Raw genomic sequence first — 23,417 nt, forward strand, 5'->3', positions numbered from 1 at the left:
GGTCGGCGCTGCCGGTGGACAATCAGTAGATCCACGCCATGCGTGGATGGCGGCATCAGTGCGGACCAAGGTCCGCACCCACCGGGGGGCCAGCGGTCATTTGACCCCGTGCAGATCCCGCAGCTGGCTCGGCCGGCTGCCGAAGTACGCCGCCAGATCGGCGATGTCCTGATCACTCAGGTCCTTGGCCTGCGGCGTCATCAGCGCATGCTGGCGGTCACCGGCGCGGTAGGCCTGCAGGGCATGCGCCAGGTAGTCACCGTACTGGCCACCCAGCTTCGGATAGGTCGCATCGATCGGCGCATTGCCGTCCGCCCCGTGGCAGTCGATGCAGCTCTGGTTGGTGGCCTTGCCCTTCACCTTGGCGCGGGCTTCGCCGGCGGCCTCGCGGCCTGCAGGCAGGCCGGCCGATGAAGAAGAACCGTGTTCGCCGCTGGCATGGCCCGGGTCGGCGGCGGATTTTTCGCTGTTTTCCACCTGCGACTGCGAACAGGCGGCCAGCAGCAGGGCAACGGACAGGGCGATGGCATGACGCATCGGATGCGCGGCTTTCGACATGGGCGGGCCTTACTTGACGGTGGACAGGTAAACAGAGAGATCGGCGATCTCCTGTTCGCTGAAGCTCATCGACTGCGCCTGCATCGTCGGATGCCGGCGCTTGCCCTGGCGGTACTCGGTCAGGGCCTGGGCCAGGTACTGCTGGGTCTGGCCGCCGATCTTCGGCACCCGGTAACTGGGGTAGGCGTTCTTGTAGCCGGTGATGCCGTGGCACCCCTGGCAGGTGTAGGCCAGGACGCGGCCATTGTCGAAGTTGCCGGTGGGGGCGGCAGGCGCCGCGGCAGCGGCGGGAGCCGGGGCCGGGGCAGGTGTGGCAGGAGCAGGAGCGGGCTGTGCGGCGGCCCCAAGGGGCAGGAGGACGGCCAGAGCGAGACAAGCGGCGAGCGGCTGCGGGCGCATGGTGTCGTTTCCGGGGATTCGGGTCTGGTCGTTCCGGCGTGGGGTACGGAACGCCCCGAGTATAGCCCCAGGTTTCATCTAGCTGAAATGGGGGTGGGCCGACCAGCGGCGTGAAGGCACCATGACCTTTGGGATATGGTGTGGCCGTGAAGTGGTGCATTACTTTGCTACCACACCTGTCCACGCATCCTCCAGGGACCTGACGATGTCGCACCCAACCTTCCTGTCCGGCCGTCGCAGCGGAATCTGCGCTGCCGCACTGCTGATCTCCACCTCCCTGCTGCTGGGCGGTTGCGCCGCAGGGCCCAATTCCGAAGCCAAGGCCGCCGAGACCAAGGAGGAGAAGAAGGTCGATGCGGTCCCGGTCGAAGTGGCGGTGGCCAGCCACCGCGCCGTGGCGGCCAGCTACACCGGCACCGCCGCACTGGAACCGCGCGCCGAATCGCAGGTGGTGGCCAAGACCTCCGGCGTGGCGTTGGCGGTGCTGGTCGAGGAAGGGCAGCGGGTGACCGCCGGCCAGCCGCTGGTGCGGCTGGACCCGGACCGCGCACGCCTGGCCGTGGCCCAGAGCGAAGCGCAGATGCGCAAGCTGGAAAACAACTACCAGCGCGCACAGAAGCTGGTTGGCCAGCAGATGGTCAGCGCCGCCGATGTCGACCAGCTGCGCTTTGACCTGGAAAACGTCCGTGCGCAGTACCGCCTGGCCACGCTGGAACTGTCCTACACCACGGTGGTGGCGCCGATCTCCGGCGTCATCGCGTCGCGCTCGATCAAGACCGGCAACTTCGTGCAGATCAACACGCCGATCTTCCGCATCGTCGACAACTCGCGGCTGGAAGCCACGCTCAACGTGCCCGAGCGCGAGCTGGCTACCCTGCGTGCTGGCCAGCCGGTGACGCTGGTTGCCGATGCGCTGCCGGGCCAGAGTTTCACTGGCACCGTCGATCGCATCGCACCGGTGGTCGATTCGGGCAGCGGCACGTTTCGCGTGGTCAGCGCCTTCGACGGTGCCGCGCACGCACTTCAGCCCGGCATGTTCGGGCGCATCCGCATCGATTACGACCAGCGTGCCGATGCGCTCGTGGTGCCGCGCCTTTCGTTGCTCGACGACGGTGAGCCGGCGGTGTTCCGGGTGCGCGAAGGCAAGGTCGCACGGGTTCCGGTCAAGCTGGGTTACGCCGAGGGCCCGTGGGTGGAGATCCGTGATGGCCTGGCGGCCGGTGATCAGGTGGTCACCGCCGGCAAGGTCGCCCTGCGCGACGGCACCGCAGTGCAGGTGATCGCCGATCCGAAGGCCAAGGCGAAGACGGTCGCAGCGTCCGCCACGCCGGCAGACAAGGCCGGGAGCAAGCAATGACCGCCCCGGGCCACGACCACGGTGCCTCGCCGGCGAGCGACGGCGCCGCCGCCGGCCTGCGCGGCGGCCTGGTGGAATTCGCCACCCGCCGCCGCGTGACCATCGCCATGTGCACGGTCACCCTGCTGCTGTTCGGCCTGATCGCGCTGGGCAACCTCAAGGTCAACCTGCTGCCCGACCTGAGCTACCCGACGCTGACCGTGCGTACCGAGTACACCGGTTCGGCGCCCACCGAAATCGAAACCCTGATCACCCAGCCGGTTGAAGAAGCGGTCGGCGTGGTCAAGAACCTGCGCAAGCTGAAGTCGGTCTCGCGCACCGGCCAGAGCGACGTGGTACTGGAGTTCGCCTGGGGCACCAACATGGACCAGGCCAGCCTGGAGGTGCGCGACAAGATGGAAGCGCTGAACCTGCCGCTGGAGGCGAAGGCCCCGGTGCTGCTGCGCTTCAATCCGTCCACCGAGCCGATCATGCGCCTGGTGCTGTCGAGCAGGACCGCGCCGGCCAGCGATGCTGACGCGATCCGCGAGCTGACCGGCCTGCGTCGTTATGCCGATGAAGACCTGAAGAAGAAGCTGGAGCCGGTCTCCGGCGTGGCCGCGGTCAAGGTCGGCGGTGGCCTGGAAGACGAGATCCAGGTCGACATCGACCAGCAGAAGCTGGCCCAGCTGAACCTGCCGATCGACACCGTCATCAAGCGCCTGAAGGACGAGAACATCAACATCTCCGGCGGCCGCCTGGAAGAGGGTTCGCAGCGTTTCCTGGTGCGCACCGTCAACCAGTTCGCCGATCTGGAAGAGATCCGCAACCTGCTGGTCACCACCCAGGGAAGCAATGGCAGCGCGGCTGATTCGGCGCTGCAGCAGATGTTCAACATCGCCGCCTCGACCGGCTCGGCGGCGGCCATCGCGGCGGCCTCGGCGGCGCAGAGCGCATCGTCCGGCGGCGGCTCCAGCGTGGTCGCCAACGGGGTGCCGGTGCGCCTGAAGGACGTGGCCACCGTGCGCCAGGGCTACAAGGAGCGCGAAGCGGTGATCCGCCTGGGCGGCAAGGAATCGGTCGAGCTGGCGATCTACAAGGAAGGCGACGCCAACACCGTGTCCACCGCCGAAGCGCTGCGCAAGCGCCTGGAGCAGATCAAGGGCACGTTCCCGGCCGATGTCGAGATGACCACGATCGAGGACCAGTCGCGCTTCATCGAGCACGCCATCGCCGACGTCAAGAAGGACGCGGTGATCGGCGGCCTGCTGGCGATCCTGATCATCTTCCTGTTCCTGCGCGATGGCTGGAGCACCTTCGTGATCAGCCTGTCGCTGCCGGTCTCGATCATCGCCACGTTCTTCTTCATGGGCCAGCTGGGGCTGAGCTTGAACGTGATGTCGCTGGGCGGCCTGGCGCTGGCCACCGGCCTGGTGGTGGATGACTCGATCGTGGTGCTGGAAAGCATCGCCAAGGCGCGCGAGCGCGGCCTGGGCATCCTGCAGGCCGCCATCGCCGGTACCCGCGAAGTGAGCATGGCCGTGGTCGCCTCGACCCTGACCACCATCGCGGTGTTCCTGCCGCTGGTGTTCGTCGACGGCATCGCCGGCCAGCTGTTCCGCGACCAGGCGTTGACCGTGGCGATCGCCATCGCGATCTCGCTGCTGGTGTCGATGACGCTGATCCCGATGCTGAGCTCGCTGAAGGGGCGGCCACCGCTGGCGTTCCCGGAAGAGGCGCCGAATGAACCGTGGCAGCCGCAGAACCGCTGGCAGAAGCCGGTCGCGCTGGGCCGCCGTGGCGTCGTCGCAACCGCGCGCTGGGGCTTCTTCGCGCTGGCCTGGCTGATCGTGCGTGTGTGGCGCGGCGTGGTGGCGGTGGTCGGCCCGGTGATGCGCAAGGCCAGCGATCTGGCGATGAAGCCCTATGCGGGTGCCGAGCGCGGCTATCTGCGCCTGCTGCCAAGCGCGCTGGCCCACCCCGGCAAGGTGCTGGGCGTGGCCACGATCATCTTCGTGGCGACCATGGCACTGGTGCCGATGCTCGGTGCCGACCTGATTCCGCAGCTGGCACAGGACCGTTTCGAAATGACCGTGAAGCTGCCGGCCGGTACGCCGCTGAAGCAGACCGATGCACTGGTGCGCGAGCTGCAGCTGGCGCATGGCAAGGGCGAGGGCGTGGCATCGCTGTACGGCGTCAGCGGCAGCGGCACCCGCCTGGATGCGAGCCCGACCGAAAGCGGCGAGAACATCGGCAAGCTGACCGTGGTGATGGAAGGCGGTGGCAACGCGCGTACCGAAGCGGCCATCACCGAACGCCTGCGCGGCACCATGGGCCAGCATCCGGGCGCCCAGGTCGATTTCGCACGGCCGGCGTTGTTCAGCTTCTCCACGCCGCTGGAAATCGAACTGCGCGGGCAGGACATGGCGACCCTGGAAGTGGCCGGCCAGCGCCTGGCGGCGATGCTGCGCGGCAATGCGCACTACGCCGACGTGAAGTCGACGGTGGAAGAGGGCTTCCCGGAAATCCAGATCCGCTTCGACCAGGAGCGTGCCGGTGCATTGGGCCTGACCACCCGCCAGATCGCCGACGTGGTGGTGAAGAAGGTGCGTGGCGACGTCGCCACCCGCTACAGCTTCCGCGACCGCAAGATCGACGTGCTGGTGCGGGCGCAGGAAGGCGACCGCGCCAGCGTGGAGAGCATCCGTCGCTTGATCGTCAACCCGGGCAGCACGCGCCCGGTCACCCTGGACGCGGTGGCCGATGTGGTCGCCACCACCGGTCCGAGCGAGATCCATCGTGCCGATCAGACACGCGTGGCCGTGGTGTCGGCCAACCTGCGCGACATCGATCTCGGCGCGGCCATGCGCGAAGTGCAGCAGATGGTGGCCGAGCAGCCGCTGGGTGCGGGCGTTGGCCTGCATATCGGCGGCCAGGGCGAGGAACTGGCACAGGCGGCGAAGTCGCTGATCTTCGCCTTCGGCCTGGCGATCTTCCTGGTCTACCTGGTGATGGCTTCGCAGTTCGAATCGCTGCTGCATCCGTTCGTGATCCTGTTCACCATCCCGCTGGCGCTGGTCGGTGCGATCCTCGCGCTGATGCTGACCGGCAAGCCCATTTCGGTGGTGGTGTTCATCGGCCTGATCCTGCTGGTCGGCCTGGTCACCAAGAACGCGATCATCCTGATCGACAAGGTCAACCAGCTGCGCGAGGCCGGCGTGGCCAAGCATGAAGCACTGGTGGAGGGGGCGCGCTCGCGCCTGCGGCCGATCATCATGACCACCCTGTGCACGCTGTTCGGCTTCCTGCCGCTGGCGGTAGCGATGGGCGAGGGTGCCGAAGTGCGCGCGCCGATGGCGATCACCGTGATCGGCGGCCTGCTGGTCTCGACCCTGCTGACCCTGCTGGTGATCCCGGTGGTGTATGACCTGATGGACCGTCGCGGTGATGCGTACTACCGTGAACGCGGCCGCAAGCACGCAGGTGAGATCGAGCCGGGTGCCGCCGGCAGCGCGGCGGGTGCGGAGGAACCGGCATGAGCGTTGCCGAGTTCTCCATCCGCCGTCCGGTCACCACCATCATGTGCTTCGTGTCGCTGGTGGTGATCGGCCTCATTGCTTCGTTCCGGTTGCCGCTGGAAGCGCTGCCGGACATCTCCGCGCCGTTCCTGTTCGTGCAGATTCCTTACACCGGTTCGACCCCGGAGGAAGTGGAGCGGACCATCATCCGCCCGGTCGAGGAATCGCTGGCGACGATGACCGGCATCAAGCGCATGCGCTCGTCGGCGACCTCCGAGGCGGCGCTGATCTTCATCGAGTTCAGTGATTGGGACCGTGATATCGCCATCGCTGCCTCCGATGCCCGCGAGCGCATCGATGCGATCCGCAGCGACCTGCCCGACGACCTGCAGCGCTATAACGTGTTCAAGTGGTCCAGCAGCGACCAGCCGGTCCTGAAGGTGCGCCTGGCCAGTACCACCGACCTGACCACCGCCTATGACATGCTCGACCGCGAGTTCAAGCGGCGCATCGAGCGTATTCCCGGCGTGGCCCGCGTCGATATCACCGGCGCGCCGCCGAACGAGGTGGAGATCGCCATCGATCCGAACCGGCTCAACGCGCACGGGCTGAGCATCAACGAACTGAGCGAGCGCCTGCGCACGCTGAACTTCTCGATCTCGGCAGGGCAGATCGACGACAACGGCCAACGCGTGCGCGTGCAGCCGGTGGGCGAGATCACCGATCTGCAGGAGATGCGTGACCTGGTGATCAACGCCAAGGGCCTGCGCCTGGGCGACATTGCCGACGTTCGGCTGAAACCGGCGCGCATGAACTACGGCCGCCGCCTGGACGGCAACCCGGCGGTTGGCCTGGACATCTTCAAGGAGCGCAGCGCCAACCTGGTGGAGGTCTCACGTGCCGCGCTGGCCGAGGTCGAATCGATCCGTGCCGAGGCGTCGATGCGCGACGTGCAGATCAAGGTGATCGACAACCAGGGCAAGGCGGTGACGTCATCGCTGCTGGAGCTGGCCGAGGCCGGTGCCGTTGGCCTGATCCTGTCGATCACCGTGCTGTTCTTCTTCCTGCGCCACTGGCCTTCGACCCTGATGGTGACGCTGGCGATCCCGATCTGCTTCACCATCACCCTGGGTTTCATGTACTTCGTCGGGGTGACGCTGAACATCCTGACCATGATGGGCCTGCTGCTGGCGGTGGGCATGCTGGTCGACAACGCCGTGGTGGTGGTGGAGAGCATCTACCAGGAGCGCGAGCGCATGCCGGGGCAGCCGCGGCTGGCTTCGATCATCGGTACCCGCAACGTGGCCATCGCGCTCAGCGCGGGCACGTTGTGCCACTGCATCGTGTTCGTGCCGAACCTGTTCGGCGAGACCAACAACATCAGCATCTTCATGTCGCAGATCGCGATCACCATCTCGGTCTCGCTGTTGGCTTCGTGGCTGGTTGCGGTCAGCCTGATCCCGATGCTGTCCGCGCGCATGGCCACGCCCAAACTGGTGCACTCGCAGACCGGCATGATCGCGCGGCTGCAGCGACGCTACGCCACGCTGCTGGACTGGTCGCTGCACCATCGCGGCTGGAGCCTGCTCGGCATCATGCTGGTGGTCCTGGTCAGCCTGGTGCCGATGAAGCTGACCAAGATCGACATGTTCGGCGGTGATGGTGGCAAGGACATCTTCATCGGCTACATGTGGAAGGGCGCCTACACCTATCGGCAGATGTCCGATGAAGTGGCACGGGTGGAGAACTGGATCGACCAGAACCGCGAGCGCCTGCATGTGAAGCAGGTGTACTCCTGGTACAGCGAGCAGGAAGGCAGCTCGACCGTGGTCACCCTGGACGAGAAGTACGCCAAGGACATCAAGGCGCTGCAGGAAGAGCTGCGCAAGGGCCTGCCCAAGTCCGCCCGCACCGACTACTTCGTCGGCAACCAGGGCGGCGACGGTGGCGGCGGTGGCAACCAGGGCGTGCAGGTGCAGCTGGTCGGCGACTCCAGTTCGATGCTGCAGGAGATCGGCCAGGAAGTGGTGCCGCTGCTGGCCCAGCGTGCCGAGCTGCGCGACGTGCGCATCGACAACGGCGAGAAGGGCGGCGAACTGAAGGTGCGCGTCGATCGTGAGCGTGCCGCGGCATTCGGCTTCAATGCCGAGCAGGTGGCCAGCTTCGTCGGCCTGGCACTGCGCGGCGCACCGATGCGCGAGTTCCGCCGCGGCGACAACGAGGTGCCGGTGTGGGTGCGTTTCGCCGGTGCCGAGCAGAGCAGCCCGGAGGACCTGGCCGGCTTCAGCGTGCGTACCGGTGATGGCCGCAGCGTGCCGCTGCTGAGCCTGGTCACCGTCGATGTCGGTTCGTCCGCCACCCAGATCGGCCGTACCAACCGCCAGACCACGCTGACCATCAAGGCCAACCTGGCCGAGAAGGTCACCGCGCCGGATGGCCGCAAGGCGATGGAATCGGTGCTCAAGCCGATGAACTTCCCGGCCGGCTATGGCTTCACCTTCGACGGCGGCGACTACGGCAACGACGACGAGGCGATGCAGCAGATGGTGTTCAACCTGCTCATCGCACTGGTGATGATCTACGTGGTGATGGCGGCGGTGTTCGAATCGCTGCTGTTCCCGGCGGCGATCATGAGCGGGGTGCTGTTCTCGATCTTCGGTGTGTTCTGGCTGTTCTGGATCACCGGCACCTCGTTCGGAATCATGTCCTTCATCGGCATCCTGGTGCTGATGGGCGTCGTGGTGAACAACGGCATCGTGATGATCGAGCACATCAACAACCTGCGGCGCGGCGGCATGGGCCGCACCCAGGCGCTGGTGGAAGGCTCACGCGAGCGCCTGCGCCCGATCATGATGACCATGGGCACGGCGATCCTGGCGATGGTGCCGATCTCGCTGACCAATACGCAGATGTTCGGCAATGGCCCGGAGTACGCGCCGATGGCGCGCGCGATCGCCGGGGGCCTGGCGTTCTCGACCGTGGTCAGCCTGCTGTTCCTGCCGACGATCTACGCGGTGCTGGACGACCTGCGCAGCGCCGTGACGCGCCTGATCCGTCGTGCGCGCGGTCTGGAGAGGGTACGGCCGGGCGCTGCCCGCCTGTAATGCGCGACAAAGTGTTGTGGTGTGGGGGGAGGCCGGTCGTAGTGGGGCGGTCTCCCCCCTTTTTTCTCAGGCCTTGCGCAGGAACAGCGTGCGCCGGGTGTATTCATGTCCGAAGTCGACATGGCCGAACCGCGCGATCTCACGCCGGCCGCGTCGGTAGTAGCGCCATGGTGCCTTCTCTGGCGGCTGGGTCTGTCCGTAGAAGACATCCATGTGGCCGACCGGCATCGACTTCGGGGTCACATGCATCACCACGCTGCGGCGCGCGCCGGACGAAGGGTGCGGGGCGCCGCCATGGAACAACTGCGGGTGCCAGACGATGACGTCACCCGCCTGCACGTGCACCGCTTGCGGTTGCAGGCCGGCATCTTCGCACTGGCGGGCTACCGCATCCTGGTAGGCAGTCCAGCCCTCCGGCGACATGGCGCTGACCGGGCTGTCGCCGAAGACCGTGCGTCGCAGCGTCTGCACATCAATGGGCGGCAGCAGGTGGCTGCCCGGGACCACCCGTAGTGGGCCGTTACTGTCATCAACTGCTTCCAGTGCCGTCCACACCCCCATGTAGCGCTCGCCCGGAGAGGTGCAGAACAGCGGCGTATCGCGGTGCAATGACTGTTCGGATCCGCGCTCGTAGTAGAGGCTGGTGTAGAGCGTAGTGGGTTCACCGAGGAAGCGGTCGCAGACGTCGATGGCCGGGTTGTCGGTGAGCAGGCGGGTCATCGCATCCACTGCCAGGTGCAGGTTGACGACCCGGTACATGCGCTTGTGAACGTCCAGGTTGCGCGTAACCGCTTTTGGGTTGCGCTGTTTGAAGCGCGCGATGCGCTCGTTGATGTCCTGGACCAACGCCGGCGCGATGGCCTGGCGAACTACTACATAACCATCGCGCATCAGCGCGTCATATGCTTCCATCGCTGTGTTCCTCCTTAAACGCCGAGTATAGCCACGTGGGGCGGGACCATCAGCCCGCCACCTTGCCCCAGACCTTGAACGTGGTCAGCCACAGGCCGAGCATGCTGCCGATGTTGGTCAGCATGAAGGTCAGCACCACGCGGGTGACGCGGTTGCGGTACCAGCCCTTCAGGCTCTGCGCATCGTCGCGCAGTTTCAGGAAGTCCTCGTACGCCGGCTTGCGCAGCCGCGCTTCCACCAGCGCCGAGAACGCACCGGTCGGGATGCTCAGGCGGAACGGCTTGAACGGGGCCACCGCGATCGCGGTGAGGATGCTCAGCGGATGGCCGCCGGCGAGCAGGCAGCCCAGGCCCGCCAGGCCACCGGTATACATCGCCCAGGTCGCCAGCAGTTCGGTACCCACGCCCAGTCCACCGCGATAGAAGCCCACGCCGATGCCGGTCGCGACGATGGCCAGGATGCCCAACGTGAACCACGGGATGTTGCGCTTCTTCGGCACCGCCTCCAGTTCCGCGCGCAGCGGCGCCGGTGCCTCGGTGTCGGTTTCCAGGTAGCGCGCCAGCCCGGCCAGGTGGCCGGCACCGACCACGGCCAGCACTTCGCGCTGCTGCGGGTCGTGCTCTTCGCGCAGGCGCGTGGCCATGTAGCGGTCACGCTCGCCGATGATGGTCTCGTACAGCGCCGGGCTCTCGCTGGCGAACTCGCCGAAGCTCGATTCCAGCATGTCGCCCTGCTTGAGCTTCTCGATCTCGTTCTCGCCCACTTCCTCGGATGAGAACAGGCCGGCGCCCAGTCCGGCGACCAGCTTCAGCTTGCCGAAGAAGCCCAGCCGCTGCGACGCACGGCGGAAGGTCAGGCCCACCTCGCGGTCGATCAGGTGTACCGGCAGGTTGCGCTCACGCGCCAGTTCCACTGCGCGCTTGAGTTCAGCGCCCGGCTCGATGTCCAGCTGTTCGGCCAGGCGGCGCTGGTAGGCGGACAAGGCCAGGTTGGCGGCGAACAGGGCGACGCGGCCCTTGCGGATCACCTCCACCAGGTCGAGCTTGGCCAGCGTGTCCGGATCGCTCAGCGCCTGCAGGCGCTGCGGATCCAGTTCGACGGCTACCGCATCGAAGCGGCCGCTGTCGATGGCCTTTTCCACGGCCTCGACGCTGGCGCGGGAGACGTGGGCGGTGCCCAGCAGGGTGTAACGCACGCCGTCGCGTTCGACGACGCGCACCGGCTGGCCGGCAAACAGGTCGTCGCCGGTCTCGGGAAGGGTTTCAGTCATGGATTCATTCATTGGAAGGTGCGGTGTCGGCGCCATCGCCGAGCGCGCGCTGCATCTGCACGGTATCCAGCCAGCGGCCATGCTTGCGGCCGAGGCCGCGGAACACGCCGACCAGCTCGAAACCGAAGCGTTCGTGCAGCTTGATCGAAGCGGTGTTGGTCGGTTCACCGATCACCGCCACCATCTGCCGGTAGCCGCGTGCCACGCAGGCGTCGATCAGGGCCTGCAGCAGGCCGGTGCCGACGCCGTTGCCCTGGAAACGGGCATCGACGTAGACCGAATTCTCGACGGTCCACTGGTAGGCCACGCGGGTGCGGTAGGTGTTGGCGTAGGCATAGCCGGCCACCTGGCCATCGATCTCGGCAACCAGGTAAGGGAAACCACGGTCGATGATGTCGCGCATGCGGCGCAGCATCTCGGTCGCGTCGGGGATGTCGTACTCGTAGGTGTTGACGAAGTCGGTCACTTCCACCGCGTAGATCGCGGTGATCGCGTCGATGTCGGCCGGGCCGGCATCACGGATGAGGACGGCCATGCGCGGGCTCCGGCTCAGTCGATGTAACGCTTGAGCAGGTCGCCGTACGCATCGATGCGGCGATCACGCAGGAACGGCCAGATGCGGCGCACATGCTCGCTGCGCTGCAGGTCCACATCACACAGCAGCACGGTGGCGTCGGTCCCGGCCTCGGCCAGGAATTCGCCCTGCGGGCCCAGCACGTGGCTGTTGCCCCAGAACTGGATGCCCGAGGCGCCCAGCGGCGAGGCTTCGTGGCCGACGCGGTTGCAGCTCAGCACCGGCAGGCCGTTGGCCACGGCGTGGCCACGGTGGCTCAGCACCCAGGCATCGCGCTGGCGCGTCTTCTCGTCCTGCACGTCGTCCGGGTCCCAGCCGATCGCGGTGGGGTAGAGCAGCAGTTCGGCACCAGCCAGTGCCATCAGGCGCGCCGCTTCCGGGTACCACTGGTCCCAGCACACCAGCACGCCGAGGCGGCCCACCGAGGTATCGATCGGGGTGAAGCCGATGTCGCCCGGGGTGAAGTAGAACTTCTCGTAGAAGCCCGGATCGTCCGGGATGTGCATCTTGCGGTACTTGCCGAGCAGGGTGCCGTCCTTTTCGAACACCACCGCGGTGTTGTGGTACAGGCCGGCAGCGCGGCGCTCGAACAGCGAACCGACCAGCACCACGCCATGCTGCTTCGCCAGTGCGCCGAGGCGCTCGGTGCTGGGGCCCGGAATCGGCTCGGCCAGGTCGAACTCGTCCACCGACTCGTGCTGGCAAAAGTACGGGCCGTTGTGCAGTTCCTGCAGCAGCACCAGCTTGGCACCCTGCGCAGCCGCCTCGGCCACGCGTGCTTCGATCACCGCCAGATTGGCGGCGGCGTCACCGTGGTTGCGCTCCTGGATCAGGGCGACGGTAAGGGGGCTGCGCGAGTTCATGCGGGGCGTTCCTGCGGGGGAAAACCAGCATGTTAGCGCGGATGGACGGCGACGGCGTGTCGCGCGCTGAATGGGTGCTGGTAGTGCCGGCCGCTGGCCGGCAATCCCGTGGATCCATCAGGCATTGCATGGTTGCCGGCCAGCGGCCGGCACTACCAATCCTCAGGCCTTCAACAACCCTGCCGGCAGCTGCATGGTGATGCAGTGCAGGCTGCCGTTCTGCCAGATCAGCGAGCGGCAGGGCACCTGCACGATCTCGCGGCCCGGGTGTGCCTGCGCCAGCACGTCGCGGGCCAGGTCGTCGGCCGGGTCGCCGTAGGCCGGCATCAGCACCGCGCCATTGACGATCAGGTAGTTGGCGTACGACGCGGCCAGGCGGCGGCCTTCGTCGATCACCGGCTGTGCCCACGGCAGCGGGAACAGGCGGTACGGCTGGCCATCCTTGGTGCGCAGCGCGGCCAGTTCGTTGCCCATCGCCTGCAGCTCGGCATAGTGCGAGTCGCTCTCGTCGTCGCAGGCCTGGTAGACGATGCTGTCGGCCGAGGCGAAGCGGGCGAGGGTGTCGATGTGGGCGTCGGTGTCGTCGCCTTCCAGATAGCCGTGGTCCAGCCACAGCACGCGGTCCTGCTGCAGCCAGTCGGCCAGGTCGGCACTCAGGCTGGCGCGGTCACGGTCCGGGTGGCGCTCGTGCAGGCACTTCCAGGTGGTCAGCAGGGTGCCTTCGCCGTCGGTCTCGATGCCGCCGCCTTCCAGCGCGAACGGAATGCTGCGCACCGGTGCGTCGTTGAACACGCCGGCCTGATCGAGCACGCCCACCAGCTGGTCATCCAGGGTGGCGTCGAACTTGCCGCCCCAGCCGGTGAAGCGGAAATCCAGCAGCTGGAAGCCGCCATCGGCGCGGCGCAGGGTGATCGGACCGGAGTCGCGCAGCCAGGTATCGTCGTAGGCCGCCGTGGTGAAGTGAACCCTGTCCATGTCGATGCGGTTGGAGCGCAGCCGCATCTCGGCATAGGTTTCCACGTCGTCGTCGGCCACGCAGATCAGCACCGGCTGGAAGCGGGTGATGGCCGCAACCAGGGCGATGTAGGTCTCTTCCACCTGGCCCAGGCGTTCGGCCCAGTCGGTGTCGGCGGTGGGCCAGGCAATCAGGACGCCGCTCTGGGCTTCCCACTCGGCAGGAAAACGAAGGGTCTGGTTCATGGTCTCGCTACACAGGCCCGCCCACGGCGGGTAAAGGGATCAACGGATCGGCGGTTTCGGGCCGACTTCGTTCGGGTCCGCCTGGTTGGCCACCACGTCGATCACCTTCTGCTTCTCGAAGTAGACGGTGAACTGCGGGTATACCCAGCGGTTGATGGTCGGCCATTGCCGCTTCTGCCCGCCGCGCGGCTGCAGCTGTTCGCTTGGCGCACCGAACTGCGCCTGCACCTGCTGCATGCTCTGGCCGCGCACGGGCAGAGCGCCGGCCGGCTTCTCGCGGGCACGGTCGACAAGCAGGGTATCGGCCAGCGCCGGAGTGGCGGCAGCCAGGGTGGCCATCACGGCCAGGGCGGACAGGTAACGCTTCATCTCGATCTACTCCCCAGTGGTCAAGAACGGCGATTACAGCAAAATCGGCAGGAAAAAGCCGCATAAAACAAAAAACCGCCCGAAGGCGGTTTCTTGCATCGGGTCGGCCCCGCATAGGGCCAGCCGCAGCCGGAAGGCTGTGAGGCTTAGCGCTGACGCGCCTTGAAACGCGGGTTCGACTTGCAGATGACGAAGATCTTGCCACGACGACGCACGACCTTGCAGTCACGGTGACGGGCCTTCGCCGACTTCAGGGAGGACAGGACTTTCATGGCATACCTCGGCGTAAACAGTAGTTGTTCGGGTGGAGCGTGGCCGCGATATGCGAAAGACAATCGGCAGTTGACGCTCGTTCAAGCCCGCCATTCTACCGGGCTTTTCCTCGTGGTTTCAAGTGGTTGCACAAAAGATCCCGCTGGGGGCGTCGGGCAGGGGCTAGAATGACCCCTTCACACGCTCTGGGAACCCCATGAATCCACTCGCTCCCGTCCTGACCATCGACGGCCCTTCCGGGGCCGGCAAGGGTACCATCAGCCGCATCGTCGCGCGCCGGATGGGCTGGCATTACCTGGATTCGGGCGCTCTTTACAGGGCGGTGGGCGTGGCTGCGAGCTGGGCTGACATCGACACCTCGGACGCCTCGGCCCTGGTGCGCTGCACGTTCGACACCCACGTTCAGTTTGTTGAACAGGGTGAATCGATGCGGGTCATGGTGAACGGCACCGATGCCACCGACGAACTGCGCCTGGAGACCACCGGGGCGCTGGCCTCGGCCATCGCGGCCATTCCGGAGGTGCGGGCCGCGCTGAAAGAGCGCCAGCGCGCATTCAGGGAGCTGCCCGGCCTGGTCGCCGATGGCCGCGACATGGGCACGGTGATCTTCCCGGACGCCTCCTTCAAGGTCTTCCTGACCGCCAGTGCCGAGGAGCGCGCCGAGCGCCGGCATAAGCAGTTGAAAGACAAGGGGGTTTCTGTTAACTTTGATGACCTCCTGCGCGAGATCATGGCCCGCGACGCCCGTGATGCTCAGCGTACCGTGGCGCCCCTGAAGCCGGCAGACGATGCTGTCCTCATCGACACCACAGGCATCGGCATCGATGATGTCGTTGCCAGAGTGATGGATCTGCTTCCGGTTCCGGCTGCCTGATCCGTTCGCGCGGGAGCACTGCCAGCAACATCGGTGGTGGTCGCGCATAGCAGTGCTGTACCAGCTCCGTCGCGCAATGATGCGTGGCGGTTTTCCTACTACACACGACCTGCGTTTCCGGGGTCGACCAACAGGCGGGCGGTCGCCATTCCCCTGAAGGGGACGCCACCGACCCATGTGTCCAACAGAGTAAATCTAATGACCGAATCATTTGCCGAACTGTTTGAAGCCAGCCAGGCCAACCTGGCCAAGCTGAAGCCGGGCGCCATCGTCAGCGGTACCGTTGTTGAAGTCCGCGGCGACGTCGTGGTGATCAACGCTGGCCTGAAGTCCGAAGGCATCGTGCCGATCGAACAGTTCCGTAACGACGCTGGCGAAATCGACGTCGCCGAAGGCGACATCGTCAAGGTCGCCCTCGACTCGATCGAGAACGGCTTCGGCGAAACCGTCCTGTCGCGCGAGAAGGCCAAGCGCGCGATGGTGTGGGACGAGCTGGAAGAAGCGTTGGAAAAGAACGAAACCATCACCGGCCGCATCAGCGGCAAGGTCAAGGGTGGTTTCACCGTGGACATCAAGGATGTCCGCGCCTTCCTGCCGGGTTCCCTGGTCGATGTGCGCCCGGTGCGCGATCCGGCCTACCTGGAAGGCAAGGAACTCGAGTTCAAGCTCATCAAGCTGGACCGCAAGCGTAACAACGTCGTGGTCTCGCGCCGCGCTGTCGTCGAAAGCGAGCACTCGGAAGAGCGCGAGCAGCTGATGGACAAGCTGCAGGAAGGCGCGATCCTGAAGGGTGTCGTCAAGAACCTGACCGATTACGGCGCGTTCGTGGACCTGGGCGGTATCGACGGCCTGCTGCACATCACCGACATGGCGTGGAAGCGCGTGCGTCACCCGTCGGAAGTCGTGAACGTCGGCGACGAGCTGGACGTCCGCGTGCTGAAGTTCGACCGCGAGCGCAACCGCGTTTCGCTGGGCCTGAAGCAGCTGGGCGAGGATCCGTGGGACAACATCGGTCGTCGTTACCCGGCCAACAGCCGCGTCTTCGGCAAGGTCTCCAACGTCACCGATTACGGCGCGTTCGTCGAGATCGAGCCGGGCGTCGAAGGCCTGGTGCACGTCTCCGAGATGGATTGGACCAACAAGAACGTCAACCCGTCCAAGGTTGTGCAGGTCGGTGACGAAGTTGAAGTCATGGTCCTGGACGTCGACGAAGAGCGTCGCCGTATCTCGCTGGGCATGAAGCAGGTTGCCGCCAATCCGTGGGAAACCTTCGCTGCCACCCACAAGAAGGGTGACAAGGTGTCGGGCCAGATCAAGTCGATCACCGACTTCGGCATCTTCATCGGCCTGGACGGCGGCATCGACGGCCTGGTCCACCTGTCCGACATCAGCTGGAACACCACCGGCGAAGACGTCGTTCGCAACTTCAAGAAGGGCGATACCCTGGACGCCGTCGTCCTGGCTGTCGATCCGGAGCGCGAGCGCATCTCCCTGGGCGTGAAGCAGCTGGAGCAGGATCCGTTCGGCCAGTACATGGCTGCCAATCCGAAGGGCTCCAAGGTCGAAGGCGTGGTGAAGGAAGTCGACGCCAAGGGCGCGATCATCGAGCTGGCTGACGGCATCGAAGGTTACGTCTCGGCACGCGACATCGCCAACGAGCGCGTTGACGACGCCACCCAGCACCTGAAGGTCGGCGACAAGGTCGAAGCCAAGTTCGTGGGCATGGACCGCAAGGGCCGTACCCTGCAGCTGTCGATCAAGGCCAAGGACGACGCGGAAATGCGCGAAGTGCTGGAGGAATACCAGTCCTCTTCGGCTTCCAGCGGCACCACCCAGCTGGGCGCGCTGCTGCGTGCACAGCTGAACGGCAACAAGTCCGAGTAATCGGCCTTACGCTGTACGTTGTTTCCTGGACGGCCCGGGCGTTTGCCCGGGCCGTTTCAGGCTGAGATGCCCCTGATGTGAGCCGGTGATGACCAAATCCGAACTGATCGAAATCCTTGCGCGCCGCCAGGCGCACCTGAAGGCCGATGATGTCGATCTGGCGGTGAAGTCATTGCTGGAAATGATGGGCGGTTCGCTGTCCGCCGGGGATCGCATCGAAATCCGTGGTTTCGGCAGCTTCTCGCTGCACTATCGTCCGCCGCGCCTGGGTCGCAACCCGAAGACCGGCGAATCGGTTGCCCTGCCGGGCAAGCATGTTCCCCATTTCAAGCCGGGCAAGGAGCTGCGCGAGCGGGTCAGCAGTGTGCTGCCGCTGGACGCTGATCCGGCCTGAGCCTACCGTCGCGCCACCGCGTGCGAATCAAGCCGCGAGTCGGATAAGCTACGGACTCCTGCCACTGGAGCTCTCGCATGAAGGTTTTTCGTCTGCTGGTCCTGCTGGCGGTCCTGATCCTTGGGCTGATCATCGGTGCGGTCAACATGACCGCGATGTCGATCAACCTGCTTTTCACTCAATTGCATACCTCGGTAGGCGTGGCGCTGATCGCTGCACTGCTGGTGGGTGTCATCGTCGGTGCCGGTCTGGTGCTGGTAAGCGTGGTCATTCCGCTCTACAGCCAGCTGCGCCGCGCCAACAAATCCGGGGCGGCGACGCCGGCCGCGGGTGTTTCCTCCCAATCTTTTGACGGACGCTGATCGAAGATGGAATTCGTCACCGAGTGGCTGTGGTTTTTCCTGTTCGTCCCGCTGGCTGCAGTGGCGGGATGGGTGATCGGCCGGCGCGGCGGGCAGCGCCACGGTGACAGCCAGGTCAGCCGCCTGTCGAGCACCTATTTCCGGGGCCTGAACTACCTGCTCAACGAGCAGCCGGACAAGGCCATCGAGCTGTTCCTGCATATCGCCGAGCTGGACAAGGAAACCTTCGAGACCCAGGTCGCGCTCGGCCACCTGTTCCGCCGCCGCGGCGAAGTCGATCGTGCCATCCGCCTGCACCAGGGCCTGGTCAACCGCCACGATCTGAGCGATGCACAGCGCGTGCAGGCGCTGCTGGCGCTGGGCGAGGACTACATGAAGTCCGGCCTGCTGGACCGTGCCGAAACCGTGTTCACCGAGCTGGCGCAGCTCGACCAGCGCGCCCCGCAGGCGCTCAAGCACCTGATCGGCATCTACCAGGCCGAGCGTGACTGGGAAAAGGCGATCGACAACGCGACCCGTTTCGAGGACGTGACCGGCGAGCCGATGGGCAAGCTGATCGGTCAGTTCGAATGCGAGCTGGCCGAGCGCTTCCGTGGTGCCGGCAAGCTGGAGGAGGCGAGGGCAGCGATCGCCCGTGCCTACCAGGCCGATGCGATGTCGGTGCGTGCAGGCATCATCGAAGGGCGCCTGGAGACCGATGCCGGCAACGCGGAAGCTGCGGTGCGCGCGTTCGAGCGGGCGGCCCGCAACGATCCGGAATACCTGCCCGAGCTGCTGCCGGCGCTGATGGCGAACTATCGCAAGGTCGGTGACCTCGCGGGCGCGCGTGCCTTCCTGTCGGAGATGACCGAGCACTATCGCGGCATCGCTCCGGTACTGGCGTTGACCCGGCTGATGGAAGAGCAGGAAGGCGTGGCGCCGGCCCGAGCCTATCTGGGGCGCCAGCTCAAGGATCGTCCGTCGGTGCGTGGCGAGTCCGCACTGATCGACCTGACCCTGGCCGAAGGCGCCGACTCCACGGCCACCCTGCATGACCTCAAGCACATCACCGATCAGTTGCTGGTGCGCAACCCGGCCTACCGCTGCACCCGCTGCGGTTTCGGAGCGCGGACGCATCACTGGCAGTGCCCGAGCTGCAAGGAGTGGGGGACGGTCAAGCCGCTGCTGAACTACGCGGTGCTCTGATCCATGCCGTGGTTCGTGATGGGGGCGCTGCTGGGACTGGCCCTGTTGAGCGCAGCCCTGACCTGGGCAGCCCGTGGCTATGCCGTGCGGCAGCAGTTGATGGACCAGCCCGGCGAACGCCGCAGTCATAGCGTGGCGACGCCGCGCGGTGGTGGCATCGCCATCGTCATCAGCCTGCTGGTTACGGCGGGCGTGGCCATGTTCGTCTGGCCGGACGCGGCGCCGAGCCTGCTGGTCGCCAGCCTTGGCCTGGTCCTGGTGGCCGGCATCGGCTGGTGGGACGACCACAGGCCCCTGCCTGCCCTGCGCCGGCTGCTGGTGCACTTCATTGCGGCGGCACTGCTGGCCATGCTGGTCAAGGCGAACGGTGGCAGCTGGCTGCTGGCCGGACTGGTGCTGCTGTTCACCGCTTCGCTGATCAACATCTGGAACTTCATGGATGGGATCAACGGCATTGCCGCCAGCCAGGCGATTGTTGTCGCATTGGGACTGGCGCCGCTTCTGCCCTGGCCCTATTCGCTTGCGGCCCTGGCATTGGGCCTGGCCTGCCTGGGCTTCCTGCCGTTCAATTTTCCGCGGGCGCGGATCTTCATGGGTGATGTCGGAAGTGGCGCGTTGGGCTATGCGGTTGCGGCCGTGCTGGCCATCGCCAGCGTACGCACGGACATCAACTGGCTCCTGCTGCTGGTGCCGGCCTCGGCTTTCCTTGTGGACGCAGGCTTCACACTGCTGGCGCGCATCATTTCAGGACAACGCTGGATGGAACCCCATACCCAGCATGTCTACCAGCGCGCGGTGCAGGCAGGAGCCAGTCACGCCCGGGTGACAGGGATGTACTTTGCTTTGGGTCTGTTCAGTATTACAGTGACTGTTGTCTGCTCCAAATTGCAGCCGAGGTGGGAGGCTGTCGTGGCGATCGCGTGGTTCAGTGCGCTGAGCGTCCTCTGGCTCCTCCTGCGCAATGGATTGCGCCATCGACAAGGAAATACCTGACTTATGGCTTCACCCTGGCGGGACAGAATCCTCGGCCTGATGCCGCGTTCGGCCATCGTCTGCCACGACCTGTTCATGGTCTGGGCATGCTGGCAGCTGCTCCACGCGGGGCGCTACTCGATCCTGCCCAACGCGCCCGAGCTTCCCCTCTGGAACATCGACACCACGCTGGTACTGCTGCTGCAGGGCCTGGTGTTCTGGCGCGTCGGCCTTTACCGCGGACTGTGGCGGTTTGCCAGCGTCAGTGACCTGCTGAACATCTTCAAGGCCAGCTTCATCGGCATGGTCGCGATCGTGCTGGTGCTGATGTGGAAGCGCTTCGATGGCGTGCCGATGTCGGTGCTGGTGATCTATCCGTTCGCGCTGTCGGCCCTGCTGGGCGCGCCACGCCTGCTGTACCGGGCCTGGAAGGACTACCAGGCGCTGCAGTCCGATTCCAGCGCACGTCGTGTGCTGATCCTCGGTGCCGGCCAGGCGGCTGAGACGCTGGTGCGTGACCTGCGGCGCTCGGGCAACTTCGAGCCGGTCGGCCTGCTCGACGACGCCCCCCATCTGCGCGGGGCCAAGCTGCAGGGCCTGCCGATCCTTGGCACCCTGGACGACGCGCCCACCGTGGTCCGCGAGACCGCGGCCAAGCTGCTGGTGATTGCCATCCCCTCGCTGGATGCCGCCGGCATGCAGCGGATCGTGGCCATCTGTGAAAGCACGGGCGTGCCGTTCCGCACCGTGCCCAAGCTCAGCGACATCCTGCAGGGCCAGTCGCTTCCCGGGCAGCTGAAGGAAGTGGCGATCGAGGACCTGCTCGGCCGCAAGCCGATCATGCCGGACTGGAACCTGATCCGTGGCTGGTTGGGTGGACGTACGGTGATGGTCACTGGTGCCGGTGGCTCGATTGGCTCGGAACTGTGCCGCCAGTGCGCGCGCCATGGTGCTGGCCGGATCATCCTGCTGGAGATCAGCGAACTGTTGCTGCTGACCATCGAGGGCGAACTGCGCCGCAGTTTCCCCGATGTCGAGATCGAGGCCGTGCTGGGTGACTGCGGTGACCCGGCCGTGATCCGCCATGCGCTGTCGCTGCATCCGGTGGATACCGCGTTCCACGCGGCGGCCTACAAGCACGTGCCGGTACTGGAGCGCCAGCTGCGTGAGGCGGTGCGCAACAACATCCTGGCGACCGAGAACGTGGCCCGGGCCTGCCTGGAGGCGCGCGTCGAGCATTTCGTCTTCATCTCCACCGACAAGGCGGTGGACCCGGTCAATGCGCTGGGTGCCAGCAAGCGCTATGCCGAGATGATCTGCCAGAGCCTGGACCAGAAGTCCACGCATACCCGTTTTGTCACCGTGCGCTTCGGTAATGTGCTGGCCTCGGCCGGAAGCGTGGTGCCGCTGTTCCGCGAGCAGATCCTGCGTGGCGGGCCGGTGACCGTTACCGATCCGGAAGTCAGCCGCTATTTCATGACCATTCCCGAGGCCTGCCAGCTGATCCTGCAGGCGGCCGCCTCGGCATCGCATGGCGCGATCTACACGCTGGACATGGGCGAGCCGGTGCCGATCCGCCTGCTGGCCGAACAGATGATCCGGTTGGCGGGAAAGCAACCCTACAAGGATATTCCGATCATCTATACCGGCCTGCGTCCCGGTGAAAAGCTGCATGAGACGCTGTTCTATTCGGACGAGGACTACCGTTCCACTGCGCACCCGAAGATCCTCGAGGCCGGCGTGCGCATGTTCTCGCGGGATCTGGTGCTGGCCAACGTGCCGCGTCTGCGCGATGCGGTCTGCAGCTACGACACCGACACCATCAAGGAAGTCCTGTTCGCGACGATGCCGGAGTTCTCTCCAATCGAACAGGATGCTTACATTTCATCCGCTAAAGTCGTGCCCTTTCCAGCACGCGAGGCCAACAGGCACCAATGAGCAAGCGAATTCGCAAAGCGGTTTTCCCGGTAGCTGGTCTGGGGACACGTTTTCTGCCAGCAACCAAAACCGTGCCGAAGGAGATGCTGCCGATCATTGATCGGCCGCTGATCCAGTACGCCGTGGATGAAGCAATCGAAGCGGGCTGCGACACGCTGGTGTTCATCACCAACCGCTACAAGCACGCGGTGGCCGACTATTTCGACAAGGCCTACGAGCTGGAACAGAAGCTCGAGCGCGCCGGCAAGCAGGAACAGCTGGAGCTCATCCGCCACGTGTTGCCCGACGGCGTGCGCGCGATCTTCGTGACCCAGGCCGAAGCACTGGGCCTGGGGCATGCGGTGCTCTGCGCCAAAGCCGTGATCGGCGACGAGCCGTTCGCCGTGCTGCTGCCGGACGACCTGATCTGGAACCGCGGCGCGGGTGCGCTCAAGCAGATGGCCGATCTCAACGAGGCCAGTGGTGCCAGCGTGATCGCCGTTGAAGACGTGCCGCACGAAAAGACAGCGAGCTACGGCATCGTGGCGACCGAGGCCTTTGATGGCCGCAAGGGTCGCATTTCGGAGATCGTGGAGAAGCCGAAGCCGGAGGACGCGCCGAGCGACCTGGCGGTGGTAGGCCGTTATGTGCTGAGCCCGAAGATTTTCGAGTTGCTGGAGCAGACCGGCAGCGGTGCCGGTGGTGAGATCCAGCTGACCGATGCGATCGCGCAGCTGCTGAAGACCGAAGAGGTCGATGCCTATCGATTCGAGGGCACCCGCTTCGACTGCGGTACGCACCTGGGGTTGGTGGAGGCGACGATCCGGTTCGCGCTGGATAACCCGAAGCTGGCTGGCCCGGCGCGGGAGAAGCTGGCGGCGATGCTGGCGGAATAAGGTTTATCAAGCGCTCCGTCAGCGCCTTCCTCCCAAAGTGGGGAGGCGTGGGCAGTCCGCTGCAGGACACGCCGTAAACCCATCCCTGGGGGCTCGATGGCGCCATCCATGGCGCCAACGGTCCTGCAGCGGACTGCCCACGCCTCTCGACAGTTTCCTGCGGGCGCGGACGGGAAGGGCGGAATCAAAGGCAGAAGCAAAAGCAGAAGCAAAAGCAAAAAGGCAGCCAGTGGCTGCCTTTTTTGCTTGCTGGGGTCAGATCCCTTTGCTGCGCAGAGGGCTCTGACCCCAGCTCTTGATCCTGCCTTTGCTCACCCCTCCGCCGCAGGGAGGCTGGAAGGGCCGGGTCGGCAGGGCTGCCCGGGACCGTTGGCGCCATGGATGGCGCCATCGAGCCCCCATGGGTGAGGGCGCTTTGCTTGCGAAGCACTGCTTCGCAAGCGCCCGAACGCACAGCCGCCAGCGGCTGGGCCGGACCCCGGAGGGGGGGGCACGGCGTGTCCCGGGCAGCCCTGCCGACCCGGCCCACGCCATGAAGCCTAACGAGGCAACGCCTT

General features: G+C 65.8%; 20 protein-coding genes. 11 read left to right on the plus strand and 9 right to left on the minus strand.

The window, feature by feature from the left end:
- Positions 1–96: 96 nt before the first annotated feature.
- Together AC5P7U_RS11230 and AC5P7U_RS11235 are read right to left on the minus strand one after the other, a co-directional pair.
- Positions 97–558 (minus strand): c-type cytochrome, encoded by a 462-nt coding sequence (locus tag AC5P7U_RS11230; protein ID WP_006430887.1) that lies wholly within the window; start codon positions 556–558, stop codon positions 97–99.
- A 9-nt stretch (positions 559–567) separates the two neighbouring features.
- Positions 568–957, minus strand: a complete 390-nt coding sequence (locus AC5P7U_RS11235) for a c-type cytochrome (RefSeq protein ID WP_049457840.1) — start codon at positions 955–957, stop codon at positions 568–570.
- Between the two features lie 205 nt (positions 958–1,162).
- Here AC5P7U_RS11235 and AC5P7U_RS11240 point away from each other — a divergent pair, with 205 nt between their 5' ends.
- From AC5P7U_RS11240 to AC5P7U_RS11250, 3 genes are read left to right on the plus strand one after another with little or no spacing between them, the layout of a single operon-like run.
- Complete coding sequence (locus AC5P7U_RS11240; protein WP_008266938.1) at positions 1,163–2,314, plus strand: efflux RND transporter periplasmic adaptor subunit; 1,152 nt, start codon at positions 1,163–1,165, stop codon at positions 2,312–2,314.
- Positions 2,311–5,832: an efflux RND transporter permease subunit gene (locus tag AC5P7U_RS11245; protein ID WP_197564783.1), complete on the plus strand. Its 3,522-nt coding sequence runs from the start codon at positions 2,311–2,313 to the stop codon at positions 5,830–5,832. Before AC5P7U_RS11240 ends, AC5P7U_RS11245 begins: the two co-directional genes overlap by 4 nt.
- Entirely contained in the window at positions 5,829–8,915 is a 3,087-nt protein-coding gene (locus AC5P7U_RS11250; protein WP_197564782.1) for an efflux RND transporter permease subunit, read from the plus strand. The genes AC5P7U_RS11245 and AC5P7U_RS11250 overlap by 4 nt, the downstream gene beginning before the upstream one ends.
- Positions 8,916–8,981: 66 nt before the next feature.
- Here AC5P7U_RS11250 and AC5P7U_RS11255 read toward each other — a convergent pair whose 3' ends face one another.
- The 7 genes from AC5P7U_RS11255 to ykgO all read right to left on the minus strand — a co-directional run bounded on the left by AC5P7U_RS11255 (position 8,982) and on the right by ykgO (position 14,375).
- Positions 8,982–9,827: a phytanoyl-CoA dioxygenase family protein gene (locus AC5P7U_RS11255; RefSeq protein ID WP_006430954.1), complete on the minus strand. Its 846-nt coding sequence runs from the start codon at positions 9,825–9,827 to the stop codon at positions 8,982–8,984.
- A 49-nt stretch (positions 9,828–9,876) separates the two neighbouring features.
- Positions 9,877–11,097, minus strand: coding sequence for a TraB/GumN family protein (locus AC5P7U_RS11260; RefSeq protein WP_107432021.1), 1,221 nt, complete (start codon positions 11,095–11,097; stop codon positions 9,877–9,879).
- Between the two features lie 4 nt (positions 11,098–11,101).
- Complete coding sequence (locus tag AC5P7U_RS11265; protein WP_006430957.1) at positions 11,102–11,632, minus strand: GNAT family N-acetyltransferase; 531 nt, start codon at positions 11,630–11,632, stop codon at positions 11,102–11,104.
- A gap of 14 nt (positions 11,633–11,646) precedes the next feature.
- A complete protein-coding gene (locus AC5P7U_RS11270) occupies positions 11,647–12,534 on the minus strand; it encodes a carbon-nitrogen hydrolase (RefSeq protein ID WP_006430958.1) in 888 nt (295 codons plus the stop codon).
- 162 nt (positions 12,535–12,696) lie between these two features.
- Positions 12,697–13,734: an agmatine deiminase family protein gene (locus tag AC5P7U_RS11275; protein ID WP_006430959.1), complete on the minus strand. Its 1,038-nt coding sequence runs from the start codon at positions 13,732–13,734 to the stop codon at positions 12,697–12,699.
- Positions 13,735–13,773: 39 nt separating this feature from the next.
- Positions 13,774–14,073, minus strand: coding sequence for a hypothetical protein (locus tag AC5P7U_RS11280; RefSeq protein ID WP_404830627.1), 300 nt, complete (start codon positions 14,071–14,073; stop codon positions 13,774–13,776).
- A 176-nt stretch (positions 14,074–14,249) separates the two neighbouring features.
- On the minus strand, positions 14,250–14,375 hold the full coding sequence (ykgO, locus tag AC5P7U_RS11285) for a type B 50S ribosomal protein L36 (protein ID WP_005409283.1): 126 nt from the start codon (positions 14,373–14,375) through the stop codon (positions 14,250–14,252).
- A gap of 197 nt (positions 14,376–14,572) precedes the next feature.
- On the opposite strand from ykgO, the gene cmk reads away from it, so the two are divergent.
- From cmk to galU, 8 genes are all read left to right on the plus strand, one after another.
- The gene (cmk, locus tag AC5P7U_RS11290) at positions 14,573–15,250 is read left to right on the plus strand and encodes a (d)CMP kinase (protein ID WP_006430961.1); all 678 of its coding nucleotides are present in this window, start codon (positions 14,573–14,575) and stop codon (positions 15,248–15,250) included.
- Positions 15,251–15,448: 198 nt separating this feature from the next.
- Entirely contained in the window at positions 15,449–17,134 is a 1,686-nt protein-coding gene (rpsA, locus tag AC5P7U_RS11295) for a 30S ribosomal protein S1 (RefSeq protein ID WP_005416230.1), read from the plus strand.
- A gap of 88 nt (positions 17,135–17,222) precedes the next feature.
- The gene (locus AC5P7U_RS11300; RefSeq protein ID WP_005409286.1) at positions 17,223–17,528 is read left to right on the plus strand and encodes an integration host factor subunit beta; all 306 of its coding nucleotides are present in this window, start codon (positions 17,223–17,225) and stop codon (positions 17,526–17,528) included.
- A gap of 77 nt (positions 17,529–17,605) precedes the next feature.
- Entirely contained in the window at positions 17,606–17,890 is a 285-nt protein-coding gene (locus AC5P7U_RS11305) for a LapA family protein (protein ID WP_006430981.1), read from the plus strand.
- Between the two features lie 6 nt (positions 17,891–17,896).
- Positions 17,897–19,075, plus strand: coding sequence for a lipopolysaccharide assembly protein LapB (gene lapB / locus AC5P7U_RS11310; protein ID WP_006430997.1), 1,179 nt, complete (start codon positions 17,897–17,899; stop codon positions 19,073–19,075).
- Positions 19,076–19,078: 3 nt separating this feature from the next.
- Positions 19,079–20,068: an MraY family glycosyltransferase gene (locus AC5P7U_RS11315; RefSeq protein ID WP_006430998.1), complete on the plus strand. Its 990-nt coding sequence runs from the start codon at positions 19,079–19,081 to the stop codon at positions 20,066–20,068.
- A 3-nt stretch (positions 20,069–20,071) separates the two neighbouring features.
- Positions 20,072–21,985, plus strand: a complete 1,914-nt coding sequence (locus AC5P7U_RS11320) for a polysaccharide biosynthesis protein (protein ID WP_006430999.1) — start codon at positions 20,072–20,074, stop codon at positions 21,983–21,985.
- A complete protein-coding gene (galU, locus tag AC5P7U_RS11325; RefSeq protein WP_006431000.1) occupies positions 21,982–22,860 on the plus strand; it encodes a UTP--glucose-1-phosphate uridylyltransferase GalU in 879 nt (292 codons plus the stop codon). Before AC5P7U_RS11320 ends, galU begins: the two co-directional genes overlap by 4 nt.
- Positions 22,861–23,417: the final 557 nt, after the last annotated feature.

Source organism: Stenotrophomonas sp. YJH_SMC_57, from assembly GCF_059369755.1.

What these genes read in the sequence shown, in the direction of transcription:
- AC5P7U_RS11230 (WP_006430887.1), bottom strand. Translation starts at nt 558, where the DNA reads ATGTCGAAAGCCGCGCATCCGATGCGTCATGCCATCGCCCTGTCCGTT.
- AC5P7U_RS11235 (WP_049457840.1), bottom strand. Translation starts at nt 957, where the DNA reads ATGCGCCCGCAGCCGCTCGCCGCTTGTCTCGCTCTGGCCGTCCTCCTG.
- AC5P7U_RS11240 (WP_008266938.1), top strand. Translation starts at nt 1,163, where the DNA reads ATGTCGCACCCAACCTTCCTGTCCGGCCGTCGCAGCGGAATCTGCGCT.
- AC5P7U_RS11245 (WP_197564783.1), top strand. Translation starts at nt 2,311, where the DNA reads ATGACCGCCCCGGGCCACGACCACGGTGCCTCGCCGGCGAGCGACGGC.
- AC5P7U_RS11250 (WP_197564782.1), top strand. Translation starts at nt 5,829, where the DNA reads ATGAGCGTTGCCGAGTTCTCCATCCGCCGTCCGGTCACCACCATCATG.
- AC5P7U_RS11255 (WP_006430954.1), bottom strand. Translation starts at nt 9,827, where the DNA reads ATGGAAGCATATGACGCGCTGATGCGCGATGGTTATGTAGTAGTTCGC.
- AC5P7U_RS11260 (WP_107432021.1), bottom strand. Translation starts at nt 11,097, where the DNA reads ATGACTGAAACCCTTCCCGAGACCGGCGACGACCTGTTTGCCGGCCAG.
- AC5P7U_RS11265 (WP_006430957.1), bottom strand. Translation starts at nt 11,632, where the DNA reads ATGGCCGTCCTCATCCGTGATGCCGGCCCGGCCGACATCGACGCGATC.
- AC5P7U_RS11270 (WP_006430958.1), bottom strand. Translation starts at nt 12,534, where the DNA reads ATGAACTCGCGCAGCCCCCTTACCGTCGCCCTGATCCAGGAGCGCAAC.
- AC5P7U_RS11275 (WP_006430959.1), bottom strand. Translation starts at nt 13,734, where the DNA reads ATGAACCAGACCCTTCGTTTTCCTGCCGAGTGGGAAGCCCAGAGCGGC.
- AC5P7U_RS11280 (WP_404830627.1), bottom strand. Translation starts at nt 14,073, where the DNA reads ATGGCCACCCTGGCTGCCGCCACTCCGGCGCTGGCCGATACCCTGCTT.
- ykgO (WP_005409283.1), bottom strand. Translation starts at nt 14,375, where the DNA reads ATGAAAGTCCTGTCCTCCCTGAAGTCGGCGAAGGCCCGTCACCGTGAC.
- cmk (WP_006430961.1), top strand. Translation starts at nt 14,573, where the DNA reads ATGAATCCACTCGCTCCCGTCCTGACCATCGACGGCCCTTCCGGGGCC.
- rpsA (WP_005416230.1), top strand. Translation starts at nt 15,449, where the DNA reads ATGACCGAATCATTTGCCGAACTGTTTGAAGCCAGCCAGGCCAACCTG.
- AC5P7U_RS11300 (WP_005409286.1), top strand. Translation starts at nt 17,223, where the DNA reads ATGACCAAATCCGAACTGATCGAAATCCTTGCGCGCCGCCAGGCGCAC.
- AC5P7U_RS11305 (WP_006430981.1), top strand. Translation starts at nt 17,606, where the DNA reads ATGAAGGTTTTTCGTCTGCTGGTCCTGCTGGCGGTCCTGATCCTTGGG.
- lapB (WP_006430997.1), top strand. Translation starts at nt 17,897, where the DNA reads ATGGAATTCGTCACCGAGTGGCTGTGGTTTTTCCTGTTCGTCCCGCTG.
- AC5P7U_RS11315 (WP_006430998.1), top strand. Translation starts at nt 19,079, where the DNA reads ATGCCGTGGTTCGTGATGGGGGCGCTGCTGGGACTGGCCCTGTTGAGC.
- AC5P7U_RS11320 (WP_006430999.1), top strand. Translation starts at nt 20,072, where the DNA reads ATGGCTTCACCCTGGCGGGACAGAATCCTCGGCCTGATGCCGCGTTCG.
- galU (WP_006431000.1), top strand. Translation starts at nt 21,982, where the DNA reads ATGAGCAAGCGAATTCGCAAAGCGGTTTTCCCGGTAGCTGGTCTGGGG.